Below are 15,850 nucleotides of genomic sequence, written 5' to 3'. Positions count from 1 at the left end.
CGTCAAATGTTCGCGCGCAGACGCTGCACTTCATAGGCCTGCACATGGCAGCGAGCGAGCGCAAGCACATCATTCGGAATTTCGTACTGGCGCGCACGAGCGAGCATGTCGCCGAGGATATGTTCGCCTTCGGTTGCACCGCCGCGTTCGATATCACGCAGCATCGATGCTTTCAACGTGGAGTCGATCGCGGTAAGTGCGGCGTCGGCTTCCAACAGACTTCGTTCACGCGGCGCAATACCGCTGCGACGCGCGACTTCCGCACAGGTCTGCAACAACCTGCGCGCAAATGCGGCGCCATCTGTAGTCGCGGCGATATCGCCGATGGAGGCACGCATCAGGCAGGTAATGCCAGCAAGGCTCGCGAGGAAAACAAATTTCTCCCACAGCTCGATGGTGATCTGTTCGCTGACCCGCACTTCGGCGTTGATAGAGCCGAGCAGCGCGGCGATCGTTGTCAGCGATTTATCATCGGCATTGCGATTGCCAAACGTCAGTCGATGCAATTTGTTGAGGTGCTGAATTTCGCCATCGGCGCCAAGCGTCACCGAGATATGGCACAAGCCGCCGAGCACATGTTCGCTGCCGAACGCCGCATCGAGCACATCGAAATGTTTGAGTCCGTTGAGCAAAGGCAGGATGCGTGTTTGTGGACCGACTGCCGGACGAATCGCGGCGATGGCCGAGTCGAGATCATAGGCCTTGCACGAAAGCAGGATCAGATCGAATGTCGCCACACCATCGAGCGCGGTCAGAGTTTTTACCGGCGAACTGAAATCACCGCACAGGCTGATGATCCGCAAGCCATCGGTTGCGAGACGCTGCGCGCGTGCAGGTCGCACCAGAAAGGTCACGTCAGCGCCAGCTTCGAGCAGCCTCCCACCGAAATAACCGCCAGTGCCGCCGGCACCAAGCACGAGGATGCGCATTACATCGTATGCGTCGGGCGTTCGGATGAAACAACGCCAGCGAGGATGCTTTCGATCTTCGTACGCGCGCTGTCGCCGTCCGCGGATTCGTTGAACTGCACACCAATGCCGGCCGTGCGATTGCCCTGCGCGCCGCTCGGTGTGATCCAGATCACCTTGCCGGCGATCGGCAATCGATCGCGATCTTCCATGAGTGTGAGCAGGATGAAAACTTCATCGCCAAGTTCGTAGCGTTTTACCGTCGGCACAAACAGGCCACCGCCTTTGACGAACGACATGTAGGCGTTGTACAGCGCGCCCTTGTCCTTGATCGCGAGCGACAGAATGCCTTGTCGCGGTGCGGCAGCGCCAGATCCGGTGCCGCCAGTACCCGTATGACTTTGCATTACGCTTTCCTCCGCAACGAAACCAATCCACACCACGCCGATAATACTTCAAACAAGGTCAGTTCCGGTCGCACCGGACCACGCAGCCAATCGCGCGCGCGATTGGCTTGATCAAACCAGGCTGGCAACCGGGCGAAATCCACCGTGGCGCTCAAGGCCAACGGGCCGGTTTGCCCTGAAACATGCGCGCCGGCTTCCTCGCGCGAGAGCAGCGCGGCGAACCACAATCGTTGCGCCGGATCGGCCTTGCTCCAGCGATTCGCCACCTCCAGCGCGGTGCTACGCCCGGCGATCAGTCCACGCAAATCACCAGCCACTTGCTCGCGCAATTCCAGCGTGCCGGCACGCAGCCATTCGAGCGCGAGACCCGGATTATTGTCGCTGGTTTGCAACGCAAGTGATGCCTGTGCGGTGCTGATGCCCTGCTGCTCCAGCCAGACCTGCGCGACGGCTGCCGAGGGCGTGCGGAAATCGATGCGCTGACAACGGCTGCGGATTGTCGCCGACAGTCGTGCGGACTGATGACTGACCAGAATGATGATGCTGTCGGCGGTCGGTTCTTCCAGCGTTTTCAACAAGGCATTCGATGCACTCGCGTTCATGTCCTCGGCCGGCGCGATGATCGCGATCTGGTAACCGCCGAATTGCGTCGACAACGCCAGGCGCTCGCCGAGCGTACGAATCTGATCCACGCTGATCTGCGATTTTTCTTCTTCCACGCCGATGCGAAGAAAATCCGGATGCGATCCTGCCGCCATCAATCGACAGGACTTGCATTCGCCGCACGCGCTCCCATCGGTATCACGCGAACTGCACAATAACGATTGCGCGAAAGACGACGCAAACACCTGTTTGCCGAGGCCCGCCGGACCGGATAGCAGCAACGCATGCGCCAGCGCGCCGCGCGTCAAACGCTGCATGAGATTCTGCCAGGCATCGTGCTGCCACACCGGAAGAGTCATGACGATGCCACCGACGACGACTGCAAAAATTCTGCGAGTGTTGTCCGTGTTGCCGCGAGAACTTTTTCCAGCGACTGGCTCGCATCAATCATACGAAAACGCTGCGGCTGAGCGGCCGCGCGGGCGCGATATGCCGCGCGCACGCGCTCAAAAAACGTCACGGCCTCGAGTTCGATGCGATCTGCCGCAGCGCGCTCACGCATGCGCGCAAGACCTTGCTCGACCGGTAAATCCAGCAGCAAAGTAAGGTCGGGTTGCAGACCATTCGCGGCCCAGTTTTCGAGCTCGGCAATGCGCTCCTGCGGCTGGCCGCGACCGCCGCCTTGATAAGCAAAACTCGCGTCGGTGAAACGATCCGACAGCACCCACTGTCCGGCAGCCAGCGCAGGTTCGATCACGCTGCGCACAAGCTCGGCGCGCGCGGCGAACATCAGCAGCAATTCGCTCTGCGCACACATGCCACGATACTGCGCATCGAGCACCACGGCACGCAACGCCTCACCGACCGGCGTGCCGCCGGGTTCGCGGGTCTGCACGACATCGTGGCCAGCGGCGATCAATTGTTCGCGCACGGCCGCGAGCACGGTGCTTTTGCCCGCGCCCTCGCCGCCTTCGAGCGTGATCAATCGTCCTCTCACTGTTTTTTCCCGAGCTGAAATTTTCCGACCGCGCTATTGTGCGCTTCCAAGGTATCCGAAAACTGATGTGTGCCGTCGCCGCGCGCGACGAAATACAGCGAATTACCCGGTGCCGGATGCATCACTGCGGCAAGCGCGGCCTTGCCCGGAAGCGCGATCGGCGTCGGCGGCAAACCGCTGCGAGTGTAGGTGTTGTAGGGTGTGTCGGTATCGAGATCGCGGCGATGAATATTGCCGTCGTAATTGTCGCCGAGTCCGTAGATCACGCTCGGATCGGTCTGCAGCCGCATGCCGATTTTTAGGCGACGCATGAACACTCCGGCAATCTGCGGTCGCTCCTCGGCACGCCCGGTTTCCTTCTCGACGATCGAAGCCAGAATCAGCGCCTGATAAGGCGACTCCAGCGGCAAGCCCGAACCACGCTGCGACCACAATCCATCAAGCTGCTGTTGCATCGCGACGTGCGCGCGGCGCAGCACATCGAGATCGGGCTGGCCTTTCAGATACACATAGGTTTCGGGCAGAAATTGGCCTTCGGCGGCTTGATCGGCCGCGCCAAGTTTTTTCATGATTTCGGCATCGCTCAAACCGGCCAAGGTCGGCTGCAGTTTTTCCTGCTGCGCGAGTGCGAGCCGCAGTTGTTTGAAGTTCCAGCCTTCGACGATCGTGAACTTGTGCTGGATTACTTCACCCGCCGCCATGCGCTTGAGCAGACTGCGCGGCGTGAGCTCCGCGCTCAACGCGTATTCGCCAGCGTGCAGCGAACTGGTGACGTGCATCTGCCACGCGAGCGCGCGCCAGTACGGCCACGGCGCGCTGCTCGCGGCTTGCGCCTTCAGCAAAGTCACGATGCCGGGCAACGAGGTTCCCAGGGGCACATCGAGCGTCGCATCCGTGCCCTGCACATGCAGCGGGCTGTCGGCAAAATTCTCGAACTCGCGATAAAACCAACCTGCCGCTATCGCGCCGAATATCAGCACGACGAACAGTAGACGCAACAGCGCACCGCCACGCTGTTTTGAAACGTTTCTGCGAAACTCAAACCGCATCAGAATTGCTCTCCGTCTTGCGCCATCCATCCGTTTGATCGCCAATGTGTTTGCAGCTCGCGTGTGAGCGGCCGGACCACATACGATTTATCGGCCAGACAATTCACTGGAAGAATACCGCGCACGCTGTTGCAGAGAAATATCTCGTTGGCTTGCATCAATTCCTCGGGCAACAGATCGCGTATTTCCACATCGTCGAAATGGTCCAGCACCGCCGCGCGCGCGACGCCAGCGATGCCACACTGTGACAGATCGGGTGTGATCAAACGTCCCTCGCGAACGCAAAAAATATTCGCCGCCGTCGCGCAGATTACACGTCCATCGCTATCGCACATGATGCCTTCAAAAATCCCGGCATCGTTCCATTCGGCACGCGCCAGAATCTGTTCGAGTCGATTCAGATGTTTGATGCGCGCAAGCAGCGGCTGCAGCGCAAGATGCGTCGTGCACCAGCGTACGCGGATTCCATGTCTGTAACTATCCGTCGGCAGCGGCACGAACGGGAACGCCGCGACGACACGCGTAGGCATCATTTCCATTGGCAACGCATAACCTCGCGCGCCGATACCGCGCGTGAGGGTGATGCGCACGACGGCGCATTCCAGATCGGCAGAAACTTTTTCCACTTCCTGCGCCAGCATATCGGCATCCGGCGGCGGCAAGTGCAGGCGCATACAGCCCTCGGCAAGCCGCTGCATATGTCGCTGCCATAGCGGCGCGCGACCGTGCACCATGCGTAAGGTTTCGAACAAGCCATCGCCGTAAGCAAAACCGCGATCCAGCGGCGAAATGGTTTCCTGCGCTGCGCCGTTGATCAGCATTCGCGCGTTCACTCGTCGACTCCGAGCGCGCGCAACAATCCCCGCGCCTTGGCCCGCGTTTCATCAAGCTCGCGCTCGGCTATCGAATCGACCACGATGCCCGCGCCAGCGCGAAAACTGATCCTACGATCTTGCAGCAGAAAACTGCGGATCAGGATATTCAGATCCATGTCGCCATTGCGATCCAGATAACCGAACGCGCCGGTGTAGGCGCCGCGCGCAACGCCTTCGAGCTCGGCGATGATTTCCATGCAGCGCACCTTCGGGCAACCGGTAATCGTGCCGCCCGGAAATACCGCGGCGATCACTTGCCCGGGCGTCACGCCCACACGCAAACGTCCACGCACGTTCGAGACGATATGGTGCACGTGTGTATAACTCTCGACCGACATGAGCTCATCCACTTCGACGCTGCCCGGCACGCATACGCGACCGAGATCGTTGCGTTCCAAATCGATCAGCATGACGTGTTCGGCACGTTCTTTCGGATGGCCGACCAATTCGCGCATGCGATCGACATCATCATCACCGGCGAAACGCGCACGAGTTCCGGCGATCGGCCGGGTCTGCGCAACACCCGCGCGCACCTCGACCAGCCGCTCCGGCGACGAGCTCACCACCGCCCAATCATCAAGCTGCAGCAGGCCGGCGAACGGCGCCGGATTCGTCTGCCGCAAACGCGCATACAACGCTGCTGGCGAGACCGGCGCGGACCAACGCGCGCGCCACTCACGCGACAGATTGACTTGGAAAATATCGCCCGCGCGCAGGTATTCGTGGATGCGTTCGATGCCTCGCAAAAAAATTTCGGGATCGTCTTCGTCGATGGCAATATCGGTCAACGCGGGGAAGATTGCTGGCTTCGCGGATTGCAGATCGGCAAACAATAGATCGAGCAAATCTGCATGCGCCGTTTCGGCAATCAACACGGTGCGATCAAGTTCGTGATCGATGATGATCGCCGCGGGACAACGCATCGCGAGCGCGACCGGCACGGTATTTTCTGTGGCACGCGGTTGCTGCAGGCGCGGTTCTATCTCGCCCGCGAGTTCGTAGCCCAGGTACAGCAACCAGCCGCCGTGGAAAGGCAGATCGTCGTGGCTGTGCGGAATGTTTTCGGCAGACCAGGCGCTATCCAGCGCATCGAGAAATCCGTGATGCGTTTCGATCGCAGTGCCATCGTGCGTGAGTATGTGATCGGCATCAAGACGGATTTGCGCTTGCGGAAATGCACACAAGATATCAAAGCGCGCATGTCGCGTACCGGATGCGACGCTTTCGAACAACGCCGGATAACGCGCCGGCTGCGCCGCGGCCAGCGCGAGCAAATCGTGCTGACCAGTGAGAACACGCGTGACGATACTCACGCGATCATGCTCTTGCGCTGTGCGGTCTGGAATCGGCGATCAGAGACTCTGAAAAACCAGCGTACCGTTGGTGCCACCGAAGCCGAACGAGTTGGAAAGTGCGGTCTTGATCTTCGCCTCGCGCGCGATGTGCGGCACAAAATCGAGATCACAACCTGCATCCGGATTGTCGAGATTGATGGTCGGCGGTAACACACCATCGCGCAACGCGAGAATGCTGAAAATCGCTTCGACACCGCCAGCCGCACCGAGTAGATGTCCGGTCATGGATTTGGTCGAGCTGACCGCGAGCTTGTAGGCATGATCGCCGAAACAGGATTTCACCGCCTGTGTTTCAGCGAGATCGCCGGCCGGCGTCGACGTGCCGTGGGCGTTGATGTATTCGATCTGGTCAGGATTCAGCTTGGCATCCTTGAGCGCGTTGACCATGCTGCGCGCGGCACCTTCGCCGTTCTCGCTTGGTGCGGTCATGTGATACGCATCGCCGCTCATGCCGAAACCGGAGAGCTCGCAATAGATGCGTGCGCCGCGTTTCTTGGCGTGCTCGTATTCTTCGAGCATCAATACGCCGGCGCCGTCGGACAATACAAAACCGTCGCGATCCTTGTCCCATGGCCGGCTCGCCTTGGTCGGGTCGTCGTTGCGTGTCGTCATCGCGCGTGCCGAAATAAAACCACCGATCGAGGTGCCGGTGATCGAATATTCGGCACCACCGGCGACCATCGCATCGGCATCGCCGTACTGAATCATGCGCGCGGCCAAGCCGATGTTGTGGGTCGATGTTGTGCACGCGGTAACGACCGCGATATTCGGTCCTTTCAGGCCGAACATGATCGAGAGATTTCCGGAGATCATGTTGATGATGGTCGATGGCACGAAGAACGGCGAAATCTTGCGTGGGCCACCTTCGTGAAACGCGATCGAGGTGCGTTCGATACCGGTGATGCCACCGATGCCGGCGCCGACCGCCGCGCCGACGCGCTCGGCGTTTTCAGCGGTAATTTCCAGCCCTGAATCGCGCAACGCCTGCACCGAGGCAGCGATGCCGTAATGGATGAACGGATCCATTTTCTTGACGTCTTTCGGCGCGATATAGGTGGCCGGATCGAAATCGCGGATTTCGCCGGCGATCTTGGTCGCGAACGCCGTGGTATCGAAATGCGTTATCGGCCCGATCCCACTCACACCCGCGAGAATATTCGACCAGGCCGTGGCGATATCATTGCCCACGGGCGAAATGATGCCGAGACCGGTAACTACAACGCGCCGTTTGGACATGTTTTTTGCATCCGTAAAAACGAAGGTGCCAACCGTACGTCAGCGCACGTTAGCGAACCCTGAAAACGCAAGCTGCGCCCCGAAGGCGCAGCCGCATGAAACGATGATCCGATGAAACTCAGGCTTTGACGTGCGCCTTGACGTAGTCCACGGCCTGCTGCACGGTCGTGATTTTCTCGGCTTCTTCGTCCGGGATTTCGCATTCGAATTCTTCTTCGAGTGCCATCACCAGTTCGACGGTGTCGAGGGAATCTGCACCGAGATCGTCGACAAACGACGCAGTGGCGGTTACTTCATCTTCTTTCACGCCCAACTGTTCGACGACGATCTTCTTGACGCGATCTTCTATGCTGCTCATAAGTGCAAAACCTCCCGAGGGGAAAACAGAAATACCAAATTCGTGACTTGCGGATTGTAGTGGAAGCCTAACGCAACTGCTACCAGTGGCTGGCAATCCGCCTACTCTCAGAACCTGTTCAATATCTTACTGCGCGACCCTGATCAAGGCTCATGCGCTGCTCGAAATGCTCACATACCCAACGTATGCTCCGCTTTCTCCGCTGCTCTTCACCTCGCTGAGGGCCGCTCGCTACAGATATTGAACAGGTTCTAAGCGACTTATCATGCCATGTACATGCCGCCGTTGACGTGCAGCGTTTCGCCGGTAATGTAGGCCGCGGCGGGCGACGCCAGAAAACTCACAGCCTTGGCGATATCTACCGGCGCGCCAAGGCGACCGAGCGCAATCTGATTGAGCAACGCATTTTTCTGCTCGTCCGGCAGACCCTTGGTCATGTCGGTATCGATGAATCCCGGCGCCACCACGTTCACGGTAATGCCACGGCTGCCGATTTCGCGCGCGAGCGATTTCGAAAACGCGATGATGCCGGCCTTGGCTGCGGCGTAATTCGACTGCCCGGGATTTCCGGTCAAACCGATTACCGAAGCAATGCTGATGATGCGACCTTTGCGCGCCTTCATCATGCCGCGCATCACCGCCTTGCTGGTGCGATACACCGACGTCAGATTGGTATCGAGGATCGCCTGCCAGTCGTCGTCTTTCATGCGCATCAGCAACTGATCGCGCGTGATGCCGGCGTTGTTGACAAGGATGCTGACGGCACCGAATTCCTTCGCGATTCCGTCGATCAGATCTTCGACCGCAGCGCCATCGGTGACGTTCAGCGCGCGCCCGATGCCGCCGTGTGCCGCGAGTTTTTCGCTGATTGCCGCGGCGCCGGATTCGGTCGTCGCGGTGCCGATGACTTTTGCGCCGAGCGCGGCGAGTTCTTCGGCAATCGCAGCACCGATACCGCGACTCGCGCCCGTTACCAGGGCGATTTCACCGTGCAGAATGGCTGTCATGTGGGTTCCTTGGCGAATGTTTTTTGCTTGGTTTGAACAACGCGAAACTAAGCAGCGCAAATTTTATTGGGCAAGATCGAGCAGCGCTTGCTGCATATCCGACGGTGCGCCGATCGCGCGACTCTCCAGCGCCTTGCTGATGCGTTTGTTCAGACCGGTCAGAACCTTGCCCGGGCCGCATTCGAGCAGTCGGCTGGCGCCATTCGTTTCGAGCGCGAGCACACATTCGGTCCAGCGCACGGGCATGTATAACTGGCGCACCAGCGCGGCCTGAATTTCGTCGATCGATTCGTAGCTGCGTGCGTCGGCATTCTGGATCACCGGAACTTTCGGCAGCTGCCAAGTCAGCGTTTTCATGTGTACGGCGAGTTGTTCGGCGGCGCCCTGCATCAACGCACAATGTGACGGCACGCTCACCGGCAACTTGATCGCCTTGCGCACCCCGAGTTCGGCGAGTTTCGCGAGCGCACGATCGACCGCTTCGGCATGGCCGGCGATCACGGTCTGCCCCGGAGAATTGAAATTCGCCGGTGAGACAATTTGTGTGCCTGCCACTTCGAGACACACCGCCGCGATCTGCACATCTTCGGCACCGAGGATCGCCGCCATCGCGCCAACACCTTGCGGCACGGCGTTTTGCATCAGGCGTCCGCGTTCGGCGACGAGTGCGGCAGCATCGGCCAAGGTCAACACTTCGGCGCAGACCAACGCGCTGTATTCGCCGAGGCTGTGTCCGGCGAGTTGCGCCGGCGTCGGGCCGCGCGCTTCCTGCCATACCCGCCACACCGCCACGCTCGCCGCGAGTAACGCAGGCTGGGTATTTTCGGTGCGATTGAGTTCGACCTCGGGCCCTTGCTGGCTGAGCTCCCACAGATCCCGACCGAGATACTGCGAGGCTTCGTCGAATGTGTTTTTTACCGACGGATACGCCGTCGCAAGCTCGGCCAGCATGCCGACCGATTGCGAACCCTGACCCGGGAAAACGAAGGCGAGATTATTCATGCCGAATTATTCATGCCGATTGATCGCGATCAAAAAAGCGCAATGGAAAAAATACGAAATCTGCAAGCTGCAGAAATCAGAAACGGACGAGCGCCGAGCCCCACGTGAAACCGCCGCCGAACGCTTCGAGCAACAGCATTTCACCACGCTTGACCTTACCCGAACGCACTGCAAAATCCAGCGCCAGCGGCACCGAGCCAGCCGAAGTATTGCCGTGTTTATCGACCGTCACAATCACGCGTTCCATCGGCATGTCGAGGCGTTTTGCGGTGGCCTGAATGATACGCAGATTGGCTTGATGCGGAATCAGCCAGTCGATATCGGACTTCTGCAGCTGATTCGCGGCGAGCGTTTCTTCGACCACCGCATCAAGCGTCTTGACCGCGACCTTGAATACTTCGCTGCCCGCCATGAGCACTTTCACGCCGTGATTCGGCTCGTCCTTGAAACCGACCGAAACGCCGACCGGATTCCACAGCAATTCCTTGTAACCGCCATCGGCATGCAGGTGCGTGGAAATGATGCCGGGTTCGTCCGAGGCTTGCAGCACGACCGCGCCAGCGCCATCGCCAAACAATACGCAGGTCGAGCGATCCGTCCAGTCGAGCATGCGCGACAGGGTTTCCGCACCAACGACCAGCGCGGTCTTGACCGTGCCGGAGCGGATGAATTTGTCAGCCACACTCAGCGCGTAAATAAAACCGGAGCACGCGGCGTTGACGTCGAACGCGGCACAGCCGTTGGCACCGAGACGATGCTGCAACAGGCAGGCGGTGGACGGGAAAATCAAATCCGGCGTGGTGGTGCCGACGATGATGAGTTCGACATCACGCGCATTCACGCCCGCCGCTTCGAGTGCAGCCGTGGCTGCACCGAACGCGAGATCGCACGTGGTCTGGCCTTCGGCGGCGATGTGTCGCTGCCGGATACCGGTTCGACTGGCGATCCACTCGTCGTTGGTATCGACGAGTTTTTCCAGCTCTGCATTGGTGACGATGCGTTCCGGCAAGAAGCTGCCGGTGCCGACGATGCGCGCGTAAGTCAGAGCCGTATCCCCCAGCGAAACGAAAGATTATCAGCCATCAGACCGCAATCCCGTAATGCAAACCGACGCCATGACGGCGTCGGCAAGAATCAAAGATCGATGCGAGTCCGCCGTCAGGCAGACTGGATCGAATCTCAGTCTTCGGTGCGAACCGAACCCTTGCTCTCGATCACTTTGCGACCGCGGTAGAAGCCGTCTTTGGTGATGTGGTGACGCAGATGCACTTCACCCGAGGTCTTGTCGATGCTGAGCTGCGGTGCAACCAGCGCATCGTGCGAACGACGCATGCCACGACGTGACGGGGATTTGCGACTTTTCTGTACTGCCATGATGACTCTCCAAACAATCTATTGAATATCTCCGCAGGATTGCCGCCATGGCAACTCGCGGGGTCGAAAAGCCCGAAGTGATTCAGACTTTCTATGCCACACCTGCAGTGCCTGCCGGCGCGACGAGCGATGCGATTTTTGCATCAGCGAAAATCCCGTACGGGACTTTCTTGCATTCTTCAGTGCGGCGTTTTTTTCAAGACACCCAGTGCCGCGAACGGATTCTTGCGCGGCTCTTCAACCACGTCACCCGGCTCATCGGACCACACCGTTTCCGGTAGATCTTCGGTGCCCGGCTTCATCGGGATCAGCGGCAGAGCCAGAATCAACTCGTCCTCGATCACATCGCGCAGTCGCATGCCATCTTGCGTTACCAGCAACGGCTCGTAGCCTTCGGGCAACCCGGATTCTTCTTCCTCACTCGTGATCAAACCCAAGCGAGAATCGATATGCACCGGTAAAACAAATTCTTCGAGCGTGCGCTGGCAAATCAAGGTTAGCGGAACATCGGCGCGAACCTGCAGATAGGCAACGCCCAATTCGTCCCGACCGAACTCCAGATCGTAACTCACAGTGCCAGTCGGCCCCGCCACACTCGCCAGCAGACGCGGCATGGCCGTCAGCGGCAACGTTCCGTGGAACAGGCGCCGCGCCGTAACCATGCGCCAAACATCGACAATTTCCGGAAAAGCTGCAGACACGGCGCGCGAAATGGTAGGTAGCCAGTGCGCCAAAGTCAATCAATCGACGAGTCACGCACGCGGCAATCCGCAAGTATATAACGTGGCGCCGGCAAAATCGATATGCGCGCAAATTTGCGGTTGAACCCTGACCAATCATCACACAGTGATTAACAAGATTCCAACATCTGTTTTGCTACGGTTCAGAAAAAGAGCGTTCTGCAGCGCCCGAACCAACCGATTCATGGGGATTACCCGTATGCCAATTCAGCGACTGACCGCCGCGACGCTATTCGCTGCGGCCTGCATTTTCCAGAGCGCGGCTTTCGCGCGTATCGCCAGCCCTGCCATGCCGCTGGAATGCGATGCCGCTTCGCTGCAGGCGTCGTTGATGCCGTTGGTCAATGCGGGCCTGTGGAGCACGGCGCAGAATGCGGTACTGACAACGCCCGCCGCCAATACCGGCAACTCGTCGACAAAAACTGATCTGCCCGAAATCGCCACGATCGAGCAGGCACCGCGTCGCGTGCTGGCTGATTTTGCGATGCAACTGCGCAACATCCGTTATCGCCGCGGCGGTCGCGAACCTTCCACCGGTTTTGATTGCAGCGGTTTTGTGCATTACGTTTTTCTGCACACGATGGGCCTCGATCTGCCTGGCGACGCGCCGGGGCAGTATGGTTTCGGTCAGAAAGTGGCGCGCGCGCAGATGCAAACCGGTGATCTGGTATTTTTCCGCACGCGTGGTGGCGCTGGCATTTCGCACGTTGGCATTTATCTCGACGACGGCCGGTTTATTCATTCGCCTTCGCCGGGTAAATCGGTGCGCATCGATCGTCTCGAAGATGCGTACTGGACCAAACGTTTTGTTGGTGCACGCCGGCTCGGCAGCCTGACCTGATCGGAAACGCGACACACTCGACGCAAGATAAACGGCGTCGCGCGCAGTAAAGTTTCGCTACCGTTATCTCGACACGCTTGTCGATAAACCGACACGCGCCGCTCGGCAAAGTCTCGTCGCAACGATCCCGAATCACTTTGATCGCTGTTATCCTTGTGCGGATAGCTCAGCCCAAGGTGCGCACGCATGCCCGTGATCGAATCCGCAATTGACCCCCGCTCCGCCGATTTTCTGGCGAACGCCACGCAACTGCGCACGCAGGTCGAAGATCTCAAGACCCAGCTCGCACAGAGTGCACTTGGCGGTGGCGAAAAGGCGCGGCAAAAACATACCGAACGCGGCAAGTTACTGCCACGCGAACGCATCCGCGCATTGCTCGATCCGGGTTCGCCGTTCCTGGAACTGTCGCCGCTCGCAGCGCATGGTCTGTATGAAAACCAGGCGCCATGCGCCGGTCTGATTACCGGCATCGGCCGTGTGCAGGGCCAGGAAGTCATGGTCGTGGCCAACGACGCCACGGTCAAAGGCGGCACGTATTTTCCGATGACTGTGAAAAAGCATCTGCGCGCGCAGGAGATCGCCGAAGAGAATCGCCTGCCGTGCATTTATCTGGTCGATTCCGGCGGCGCCTTCCTGCCGTTGCAGGATGAAGTGTTTCCCGACCGCGATCATTTCGGGCGGATTTTCTACAATCAGGCGCGACTGTCGTCGAAGAATATTCCGCAGATCGCGGTGGTCATGGGCTCGTGCACAGCGGGTGGCGCGTATGTGCCGGCGATGAGCGACGAAACCGTAATCGTGAAAGAACAAGGCACCATTTTTCTTGGCGGCCCGCCGCTGGTGAAAGCCGCGACCGGCGAAGTCGTGGATGCCGAATCGCTCGGCGGCGCCGAAGTGCACACCAGCATTTCCGGCGTGGCCGATCACTTCGCCGAGAACGACGCCCATGCGCTGGTGATTGCGCGCGACATCGTGGCGCATCTGAATCGCAGCAAAAAACTGCCAGTGGAAATTCGCGAGTCACGCGAACCGCGTTACGCCGCTGAAGAGCTGTATGGCATTTTGCCGCGCGACACACGGCATCCGTTCGATATCCGCGAAATCATCGCACGCATCGTCGACGGCTCGGAGTTCCAAGAATTCAAGGCACGATATGGCAAAACGCTGGTCTGCGGATTCAGCCACATATACGGCTATCCAGTTGGCATCATCGCCAACAACGGCATTCTGTTCGCCGAGTCGGCGCTGAAGGGCGCGCACTTTATCGAGCTGTGCAATCAGCGCGATATTCCGCTGGTGTTTTTGCAAAACATCACTGGTTTCATGGTCGGCAAGAAATACGAAAACGCCGGCATCGCCAAAGACGGCGCGAAGATGGTCACGGCGGTCGCGTGCTCGCACGTGCCGAAGTTCACAGTGATGATCGGCGGCAGTTTCGGCGCCGGAAATTACGCGATGTGCGGGCGCGGATATCAGCCGCGATTCCTGTGGATGTGGCCGAATTCGCGCATCAGCGTAATGGGCGGCGAGCAGGCAGCATCGGTACTGGCGACGGTGAAACGCGACGGCCTCGAAGCATCCGGCAAGACCTGGTCAGCTGAGGAAGAAGAACAATTCAAGGATCCGATTCGCCAGCAATACGAACGCCAGGGTCATCCGTACTATGCCAGTGCGCGCTTGTGGGACGACGGCGTGATTGATCCGGCGGATACGCGGCGTGTGCTTGGACTGGCGATCTCGGCGGCAATGAATGCGCCGATCGAGAAACAGCGCTTCGGCGTGTTCCGCATGTAACTTTCGGCTAGTTGAAACGACTGAAGCTGCGCTTCCGCAGCTTCAGTCGGGAATTACCAAACTCGCCTACCGAACCGATCAATGCGCCAGATGCGCATTCACTGGCCTTTGCGGCGGCTTGGCGCCACCGCCACCCAGCATGCGCATGCCAAACGCGATCAGCGCAGCGGTGACGAGGTAGAAAAGAATCTGCATGCCGGCAGGATGCGCTTCGTAACCGATCAGCGTATGCAGCGCCTTGCCGATCCACGAGGTGTCCGACAACAGGAACGAGCTATCCCAGATCCGATTGCCGAGCGCCGGCAGGACATCCGCCTGGATCAGGAAACTCGCCGCCTGCGACGCCAATCCCGCCGCCAGCAATAACAACAGCCAGTTGGTCGCGCTGAAAAAATAGCGCATCGGAATGCGCAGCAAACCGAAATACAGGGCCAACCCGACCGCCGAACCGCCGATCACGCCGATGCAGATTCCACCGATCAGATCGACCGCGCTCGAACCACCGGCCGACTGTCCATAAAGGAACAAGACCACTTCCGAACCTTCGCGCAGGATCGCGATCGCGACCACGATCAGCAACGCCGACAACGGCCGATTGCCGCCGGTCACTTGTGCGCCGACCGATTTCATTTGCGTCGCGAGTTCGCGGCCGTGACTGGCCATCCAGATTGCGTGCCACGCGATCATCAACACCGCGGCGAGCAACACGCTGGCGTTGAAGAGTTCCTGCCCGATACCGCTGACCGCCTGTGCGATCGCGCCAGCGAAAAACGCGACGATGATTGCGCCCAACACGCCAGCGCCGATGCCCGCGCCGATCCAGCGACCGCGCCCCACTACACCGCGCGTTGCCGCCGCGACGATCGACACGATCAGCGCCGCTTCCAGCACCTCGCGAAACACCAGCAAACCGCTACCGAGCATGACCAGATCCTTTACTGCAGAAGCAAATCAACGCGCGTTACCCTACTTCGCGATCACGGCACCTTGCGCCGTATCCTGATGAAAATCGCCGAAGAATCCGTACTTGCCGGGTTCCAGCGGGCCGAGATAGATATCGATCGTGCCGTTGCCGACCACGACCTTCTCGCGATTCAGTTCGGCGCTCTCGAACTCCTCCGGCGAGGCATCCTTGTTCTCGACGATCAGCTTGAATTTCTGTCCCGCCGGCACTTGGATTTCGGTCGGCTGAAACTTGTGATCCTGCACGACCAGATGAAACTCAGGCACAGCCGCCTGTGCGGCCAGCGCAGACATTGCGACTACGGCAAATAGGGTCCGACGCAACATGCGAATTCATCCAA

At 59.3% G+C, this 15,850-nt stretch carries 18 protein-coding genes; 2 read left to right on the top strand and 16 right to left on the bottom strand.

Annotation, left to right across the window (positions count from 1 at the left end; translation table 11 throughout):
* Positions 1 to 2 precede the first annotated feature (2 nt).
* The 14 genes from panE to ELE36_RS07545 all read right to left on the bottom strand — a co-directional run bounded on the left by panE (position 3) and on the right by ELE36_RS07545 (position 11,872).
* Complete coding sequence (panE, locus tag ELE36_RS07610; RefSeq protein ID WP_129832497.1) at positions 3 to 929, bottom strand: 2-dehydropantoate 2-reductase; 927 nt, start codon at positions 927 to 929, stop codon at positions 3 to 5.
* Entirely contained in the window at positions 929 to 1,315 is a 387-nt protein-coding gene (locus ELE36_RS07605) for a PilZ domain-containing protein (protein ID WP_129832496.1), read from the bottom strand. Before ELE36_RS07605 ends, panE begins: the two co-directional genes overlap by 1 nt.
* The gene (holB, locus tag ELE36_RS07600; protein ID WP_129832495.1) at positions 1,315 to 2,277 is read right to left on the bottom strand and encodes a DNA polymerase III subunit delta'; all 963 of its coding nucleotides are present in this window, start codon (positions 2,275 to 2,277) and stop codon (positions 1,315 to 1,317) included. Before holB ends, ELE36_RS07605 begins: the two co-directional genes overlap by 1 nt.
* A complete protein-coding gene (gene tmk, locus ELE36_RS07595; RefSeq protein ID WP_242512386.1) occupies positions 2,274 to 2,915 on the bottom strand; it encodes a dTMP kinase in 642 nt (213 codons plus the stop codon). The genes holB and tmk overlap by 4 nt, the downstream gene beginning before the upstream one ends.
* Entirely contained in the window at positions 2,912 to 3,964 is a 1,053-nt protein-coding gene (mltG, locus tag ELE36_RS07590; protein WP_129832493.1) for an endolytic transglycosylase MltG, read from the bottom strand. Before mltG ends, tmk begins: the two co-directional genes overlap by 4 nt.
* Positions 3,964 to 4,797, bottom strand: coding sequence for an aminodeoxychorismate lyase (gene pabC, locus ELE36_RS07585; protein ID WP_129832492.1), 834 nt, complete (start codon positions 4,795 to 4,797; stop codon positions 3,964 to 3,966). Before pabC ends, mltG begins: the two co-directional genes overlap by 1 nt.
* The gene (locus ELE36_RS07580) at positions 4,794 to 6,152 is read right to left on the bottom strand and encodes an aminodeoxychorismate synthase component I (protein ID WP_129832491.1); all 1,359 of its coding nucleotides are present in this window, start codon (positions 6,150 to 6,152) and stop codon (positions 4,794 to 4,796) included. The genes pabC and ELE36_RS07580 overlap by 4 nt, the downstream gene beginning before the upstream one ends.
* A gap of 39 nt (positions 6,153 to 6,191) precedes the next feature.
* Positions 6,192 to 7,430, bottom strand: a complete 1,239-nt coding sequence (gene fabF, locus ELE36_RS07575; RefSeq protein WP_129832490.1) for a beta-ketoacyl-ACP synthase II — start codon at positions 7,428 to 7,430, stop codon at positions 6,192 to 6,194.
* A gap of 118 nt (positions 7,431 to 7,548) precedes the next feature.
* Positions 7,549 to 7,788, bottom strand: a complete 240-nt coding sequence (gene acpP, locus ELE36_RS07570; RefSeq protein WP_129832489.1) for an acyl carrier protein — start codon at positions 7,786 to 7,788, stop codon at positions 7,549 to 7,551.
* Positions 7,789 to 8,051: 263 nt separating this feature from the next.
* Positions 8,052 to 8,795, bottom strand: a complete 744-nt coding sequence (fabG, locus tag ELE36_RS07565; protein ID WP_129832488.1) for a 3-oxoacyl-ACP reductase FabG — start codon at positions 8,793 to 8,795, stop codon at positions 8,052 to 8,054.
* A gap of 63 nt (positions 8,796 to 8,858) precedes the next feature.
* Positions 8,859 to 9,797 (bottom strand): ACP S-malonyltransferase, encoded by a 939-nt coding sequence (fabD, locus tag ELE36_RS07560; RefSeq protein ID WP_129832487.1) that lies wholly within the window; start codon positions 9,795 to 9,797, stop codon positions 8,859 to 8,861.
* A gap of 76 nt (positions 9,798 to 9,873) precedes the next feature.
* Entirely contained in the window at positions 9,874 to 10,842 is a 969-nt protein-coding gene (locus ELE36_RS07555) for a beta-ketoacyl-ACP synthase III (RefSeq protein WP_129832486.1), read from the bottom strand.
* A gap of 134 nt (positions 10,843 to 10,976) precedes the next feature.
* Positions 10,977 to 11,171, bottom strand: coding sequence for a 50S ribosomal protein L32 (gene rpmF, locus ELE36_RS07550; RefSeq protein ID WP_129832485.1), 195 nt, complete (start codon positions 11,169 to 11,171; stop codon positions 10,977 to 10,979).
* Positions 11,172 to 11,350: 179 nt separating this feature from the next.
* A complete protein-coding gene (locus ELE36_RS07545; protein WP_242512385.1) occupies positions 11,351 to 11,872 on the bottom strand; it encodes a YceD family protein in 522 nt (173 codons plus the stop codon).
* Positions 11,873 to 12,110: 238 nt separating this feature from the next.
* On the opposite strand from ELE36_RS07545, the gene ELE36_RS07540 reads away from it, so the two are divergent.
* The gene (locus ELE36_RS07540) at positions 12,111 to 12,752 is read left to right on the top strand and encodes a C40 family peptidase (protein ID WP_129832484.1); all 642 of its coding nucleotides are present in this window, start codon (positions 12,111 to 12,113) and stop codon (positions 12,750 to 12,752) included.
* Positions 12,753 to 12,938: 186 nt separating this feature from the next.
* Positions 12,939 to 14,546: a carboxyl transferase domain-containing protein gene (locus tag ELE36_RS07535; RefSeq protein WP_129832483.1), complete on the top strand. Its 1,608-nt coding sequence runs from the start codon at positions 12,939 to 12,941 to the stop codon at positions 14,544 to 14,546.
* 78 nt (positions 14,547 to 14,624) lie between these two features.
* Here the strand turns inward: ELE36_RS07535 and ELE36_RS07530 are convergent, their stop codons facing one another.
* A complete protein-coding gene (locus ELE36_RS07530; RefSeq protein ID WP_129832482.1) occupies positions 14,625 to 15,470 on the bottom strand; it encodes an FTR1 family iron permease in 846 nt (281 codons plus the stop codon).
* Positions 15,471 to 15,512: 42 nt separating this feature from the next.
* Positions 15,513 to 15,836 carry a cupredoxin domain-containing protein gene (locus tag ELE36_RS07525; RefSeq protein WP_129832481.1) on the bottom strand — a complete coding sequence of 108 codons (324 nt, stop codon included), beginning with the start codon at positions 15,834 to 15,836 and terminating at the stop codon, positions 15,513 to 15,515.
* Positions 15,837 to 15,850: the final 14 nt, after the last annotated feature.

It is taken from the genome of Pseudolysobacter antarcticus (assembly GCF_004168365.1).
GTDB lineage: Bacteria > Pseudomonadota > Gammaproteobacteria > Xanthomonadales > Rhodanobacteraceae > Pseudolysobacter > Pseudolysobacter antarcticus.
This window is presented reverse-complemented; position numbering and strand designations above follow the sequence as displayed.

What these genes read in the sequence shown, in the direction of transcription:
- ELE36_RS07530 (WP_129832482.1), bottom strand. Translation starts at nt 15,470, where the DNA reads ATGCTCGGTAGCGGTTTGCTGGTGTTTCGCGAGGTGCTGGAAGCGGCG.
- holB (WP_129832495.1), bottom strand. Translation starts at nt 2,277, where the DNA reads ATGACTCTTCCGGTGTGGCAGCACGATGCCTGGCAGAATCTCATGCAG.
- ELE36_RS07535 (WP_129832483.1), top strand. Translation starts at nt 12,939, where the DNA reads ATGCCCGTGATCGAATCCGCAATTGACCCCCGCTCCGCCGATTTTCTG.
- ELE36_RS07525 (WP_129832481.1), bottom strand. Translation starts at nt 15,836, where the DNA reads ATGTTGCGTCGGACCCTATTTGCCGTAGTCGCAATGTCTGCGCTGGCC.
- mltG (WP_129832493.1), bottom strand. Translation starts at nt 3,964, where the DNA reads ATGCGGTTTGAGTTTCGCAGAAACGTTTCAAAACAGCGTGGCGGTGCG.
- ELE36_RS07605 (WP_129832496.1), bottom strand. Translation starts at nt 1,315, where the DNA reads ATGCAAAGTCATACGGGTACTGGCGGCACCGGATCTGGCGCTGCCGCA.
- ELE36_RS07540 (WP_129832484.1), top strand. Translation starts at nt 12,111, where the DNA reads ATGCCAATTCAGCGACTGACCGCCGCGACGCTATTCGCTGCGGCCTGC.
- acpP (WP_129832489.1), bottom strand. Translation starts at nt 7,788, where the DNA reads ATGAGCAGCATAGAAGATCGCGTCAAGAAGATCGTCGTCGAACAGTTG.
- rpmF (WP_129832485.1), bottom strand. Translation starts at nt 11,171, where the DNA reads ATGGCAGTACAGAAAAGTCGCAAATCCCCGTCACGTCGTGGCATGCGT.
- panE (WP_129832497.1), bottom strand. Translation starts at nt 929, where the DNA reads ATGCGCATCCTCGTGCTTGGTGCCGGCGGCACTGGCGGTTATTTCGGT.
- fabF (WP_129832490.1), bottom strand. Translation starts at nt 7,430, where the DNA reads ATGTCCAAACGGCGCGTTGTAGTTACCGGTCTCGGCATCATTTCGCCC.
- fabG (WP_129832488.1), bottom strand. Translation starts at nt 8,795, where the DNA reads ATGACAGCCATTCTGCACGGTGAAATCGCCCTGGTAACGGGCGCGAGT.
- fabD (WP_129832487.1), bottom strand. Translation starts at nt 9,797, where the DNA reads ATGAATAATCTCGCCTTCGTTTTCCCGGGTCAGGGTTCGCAATCGGTC.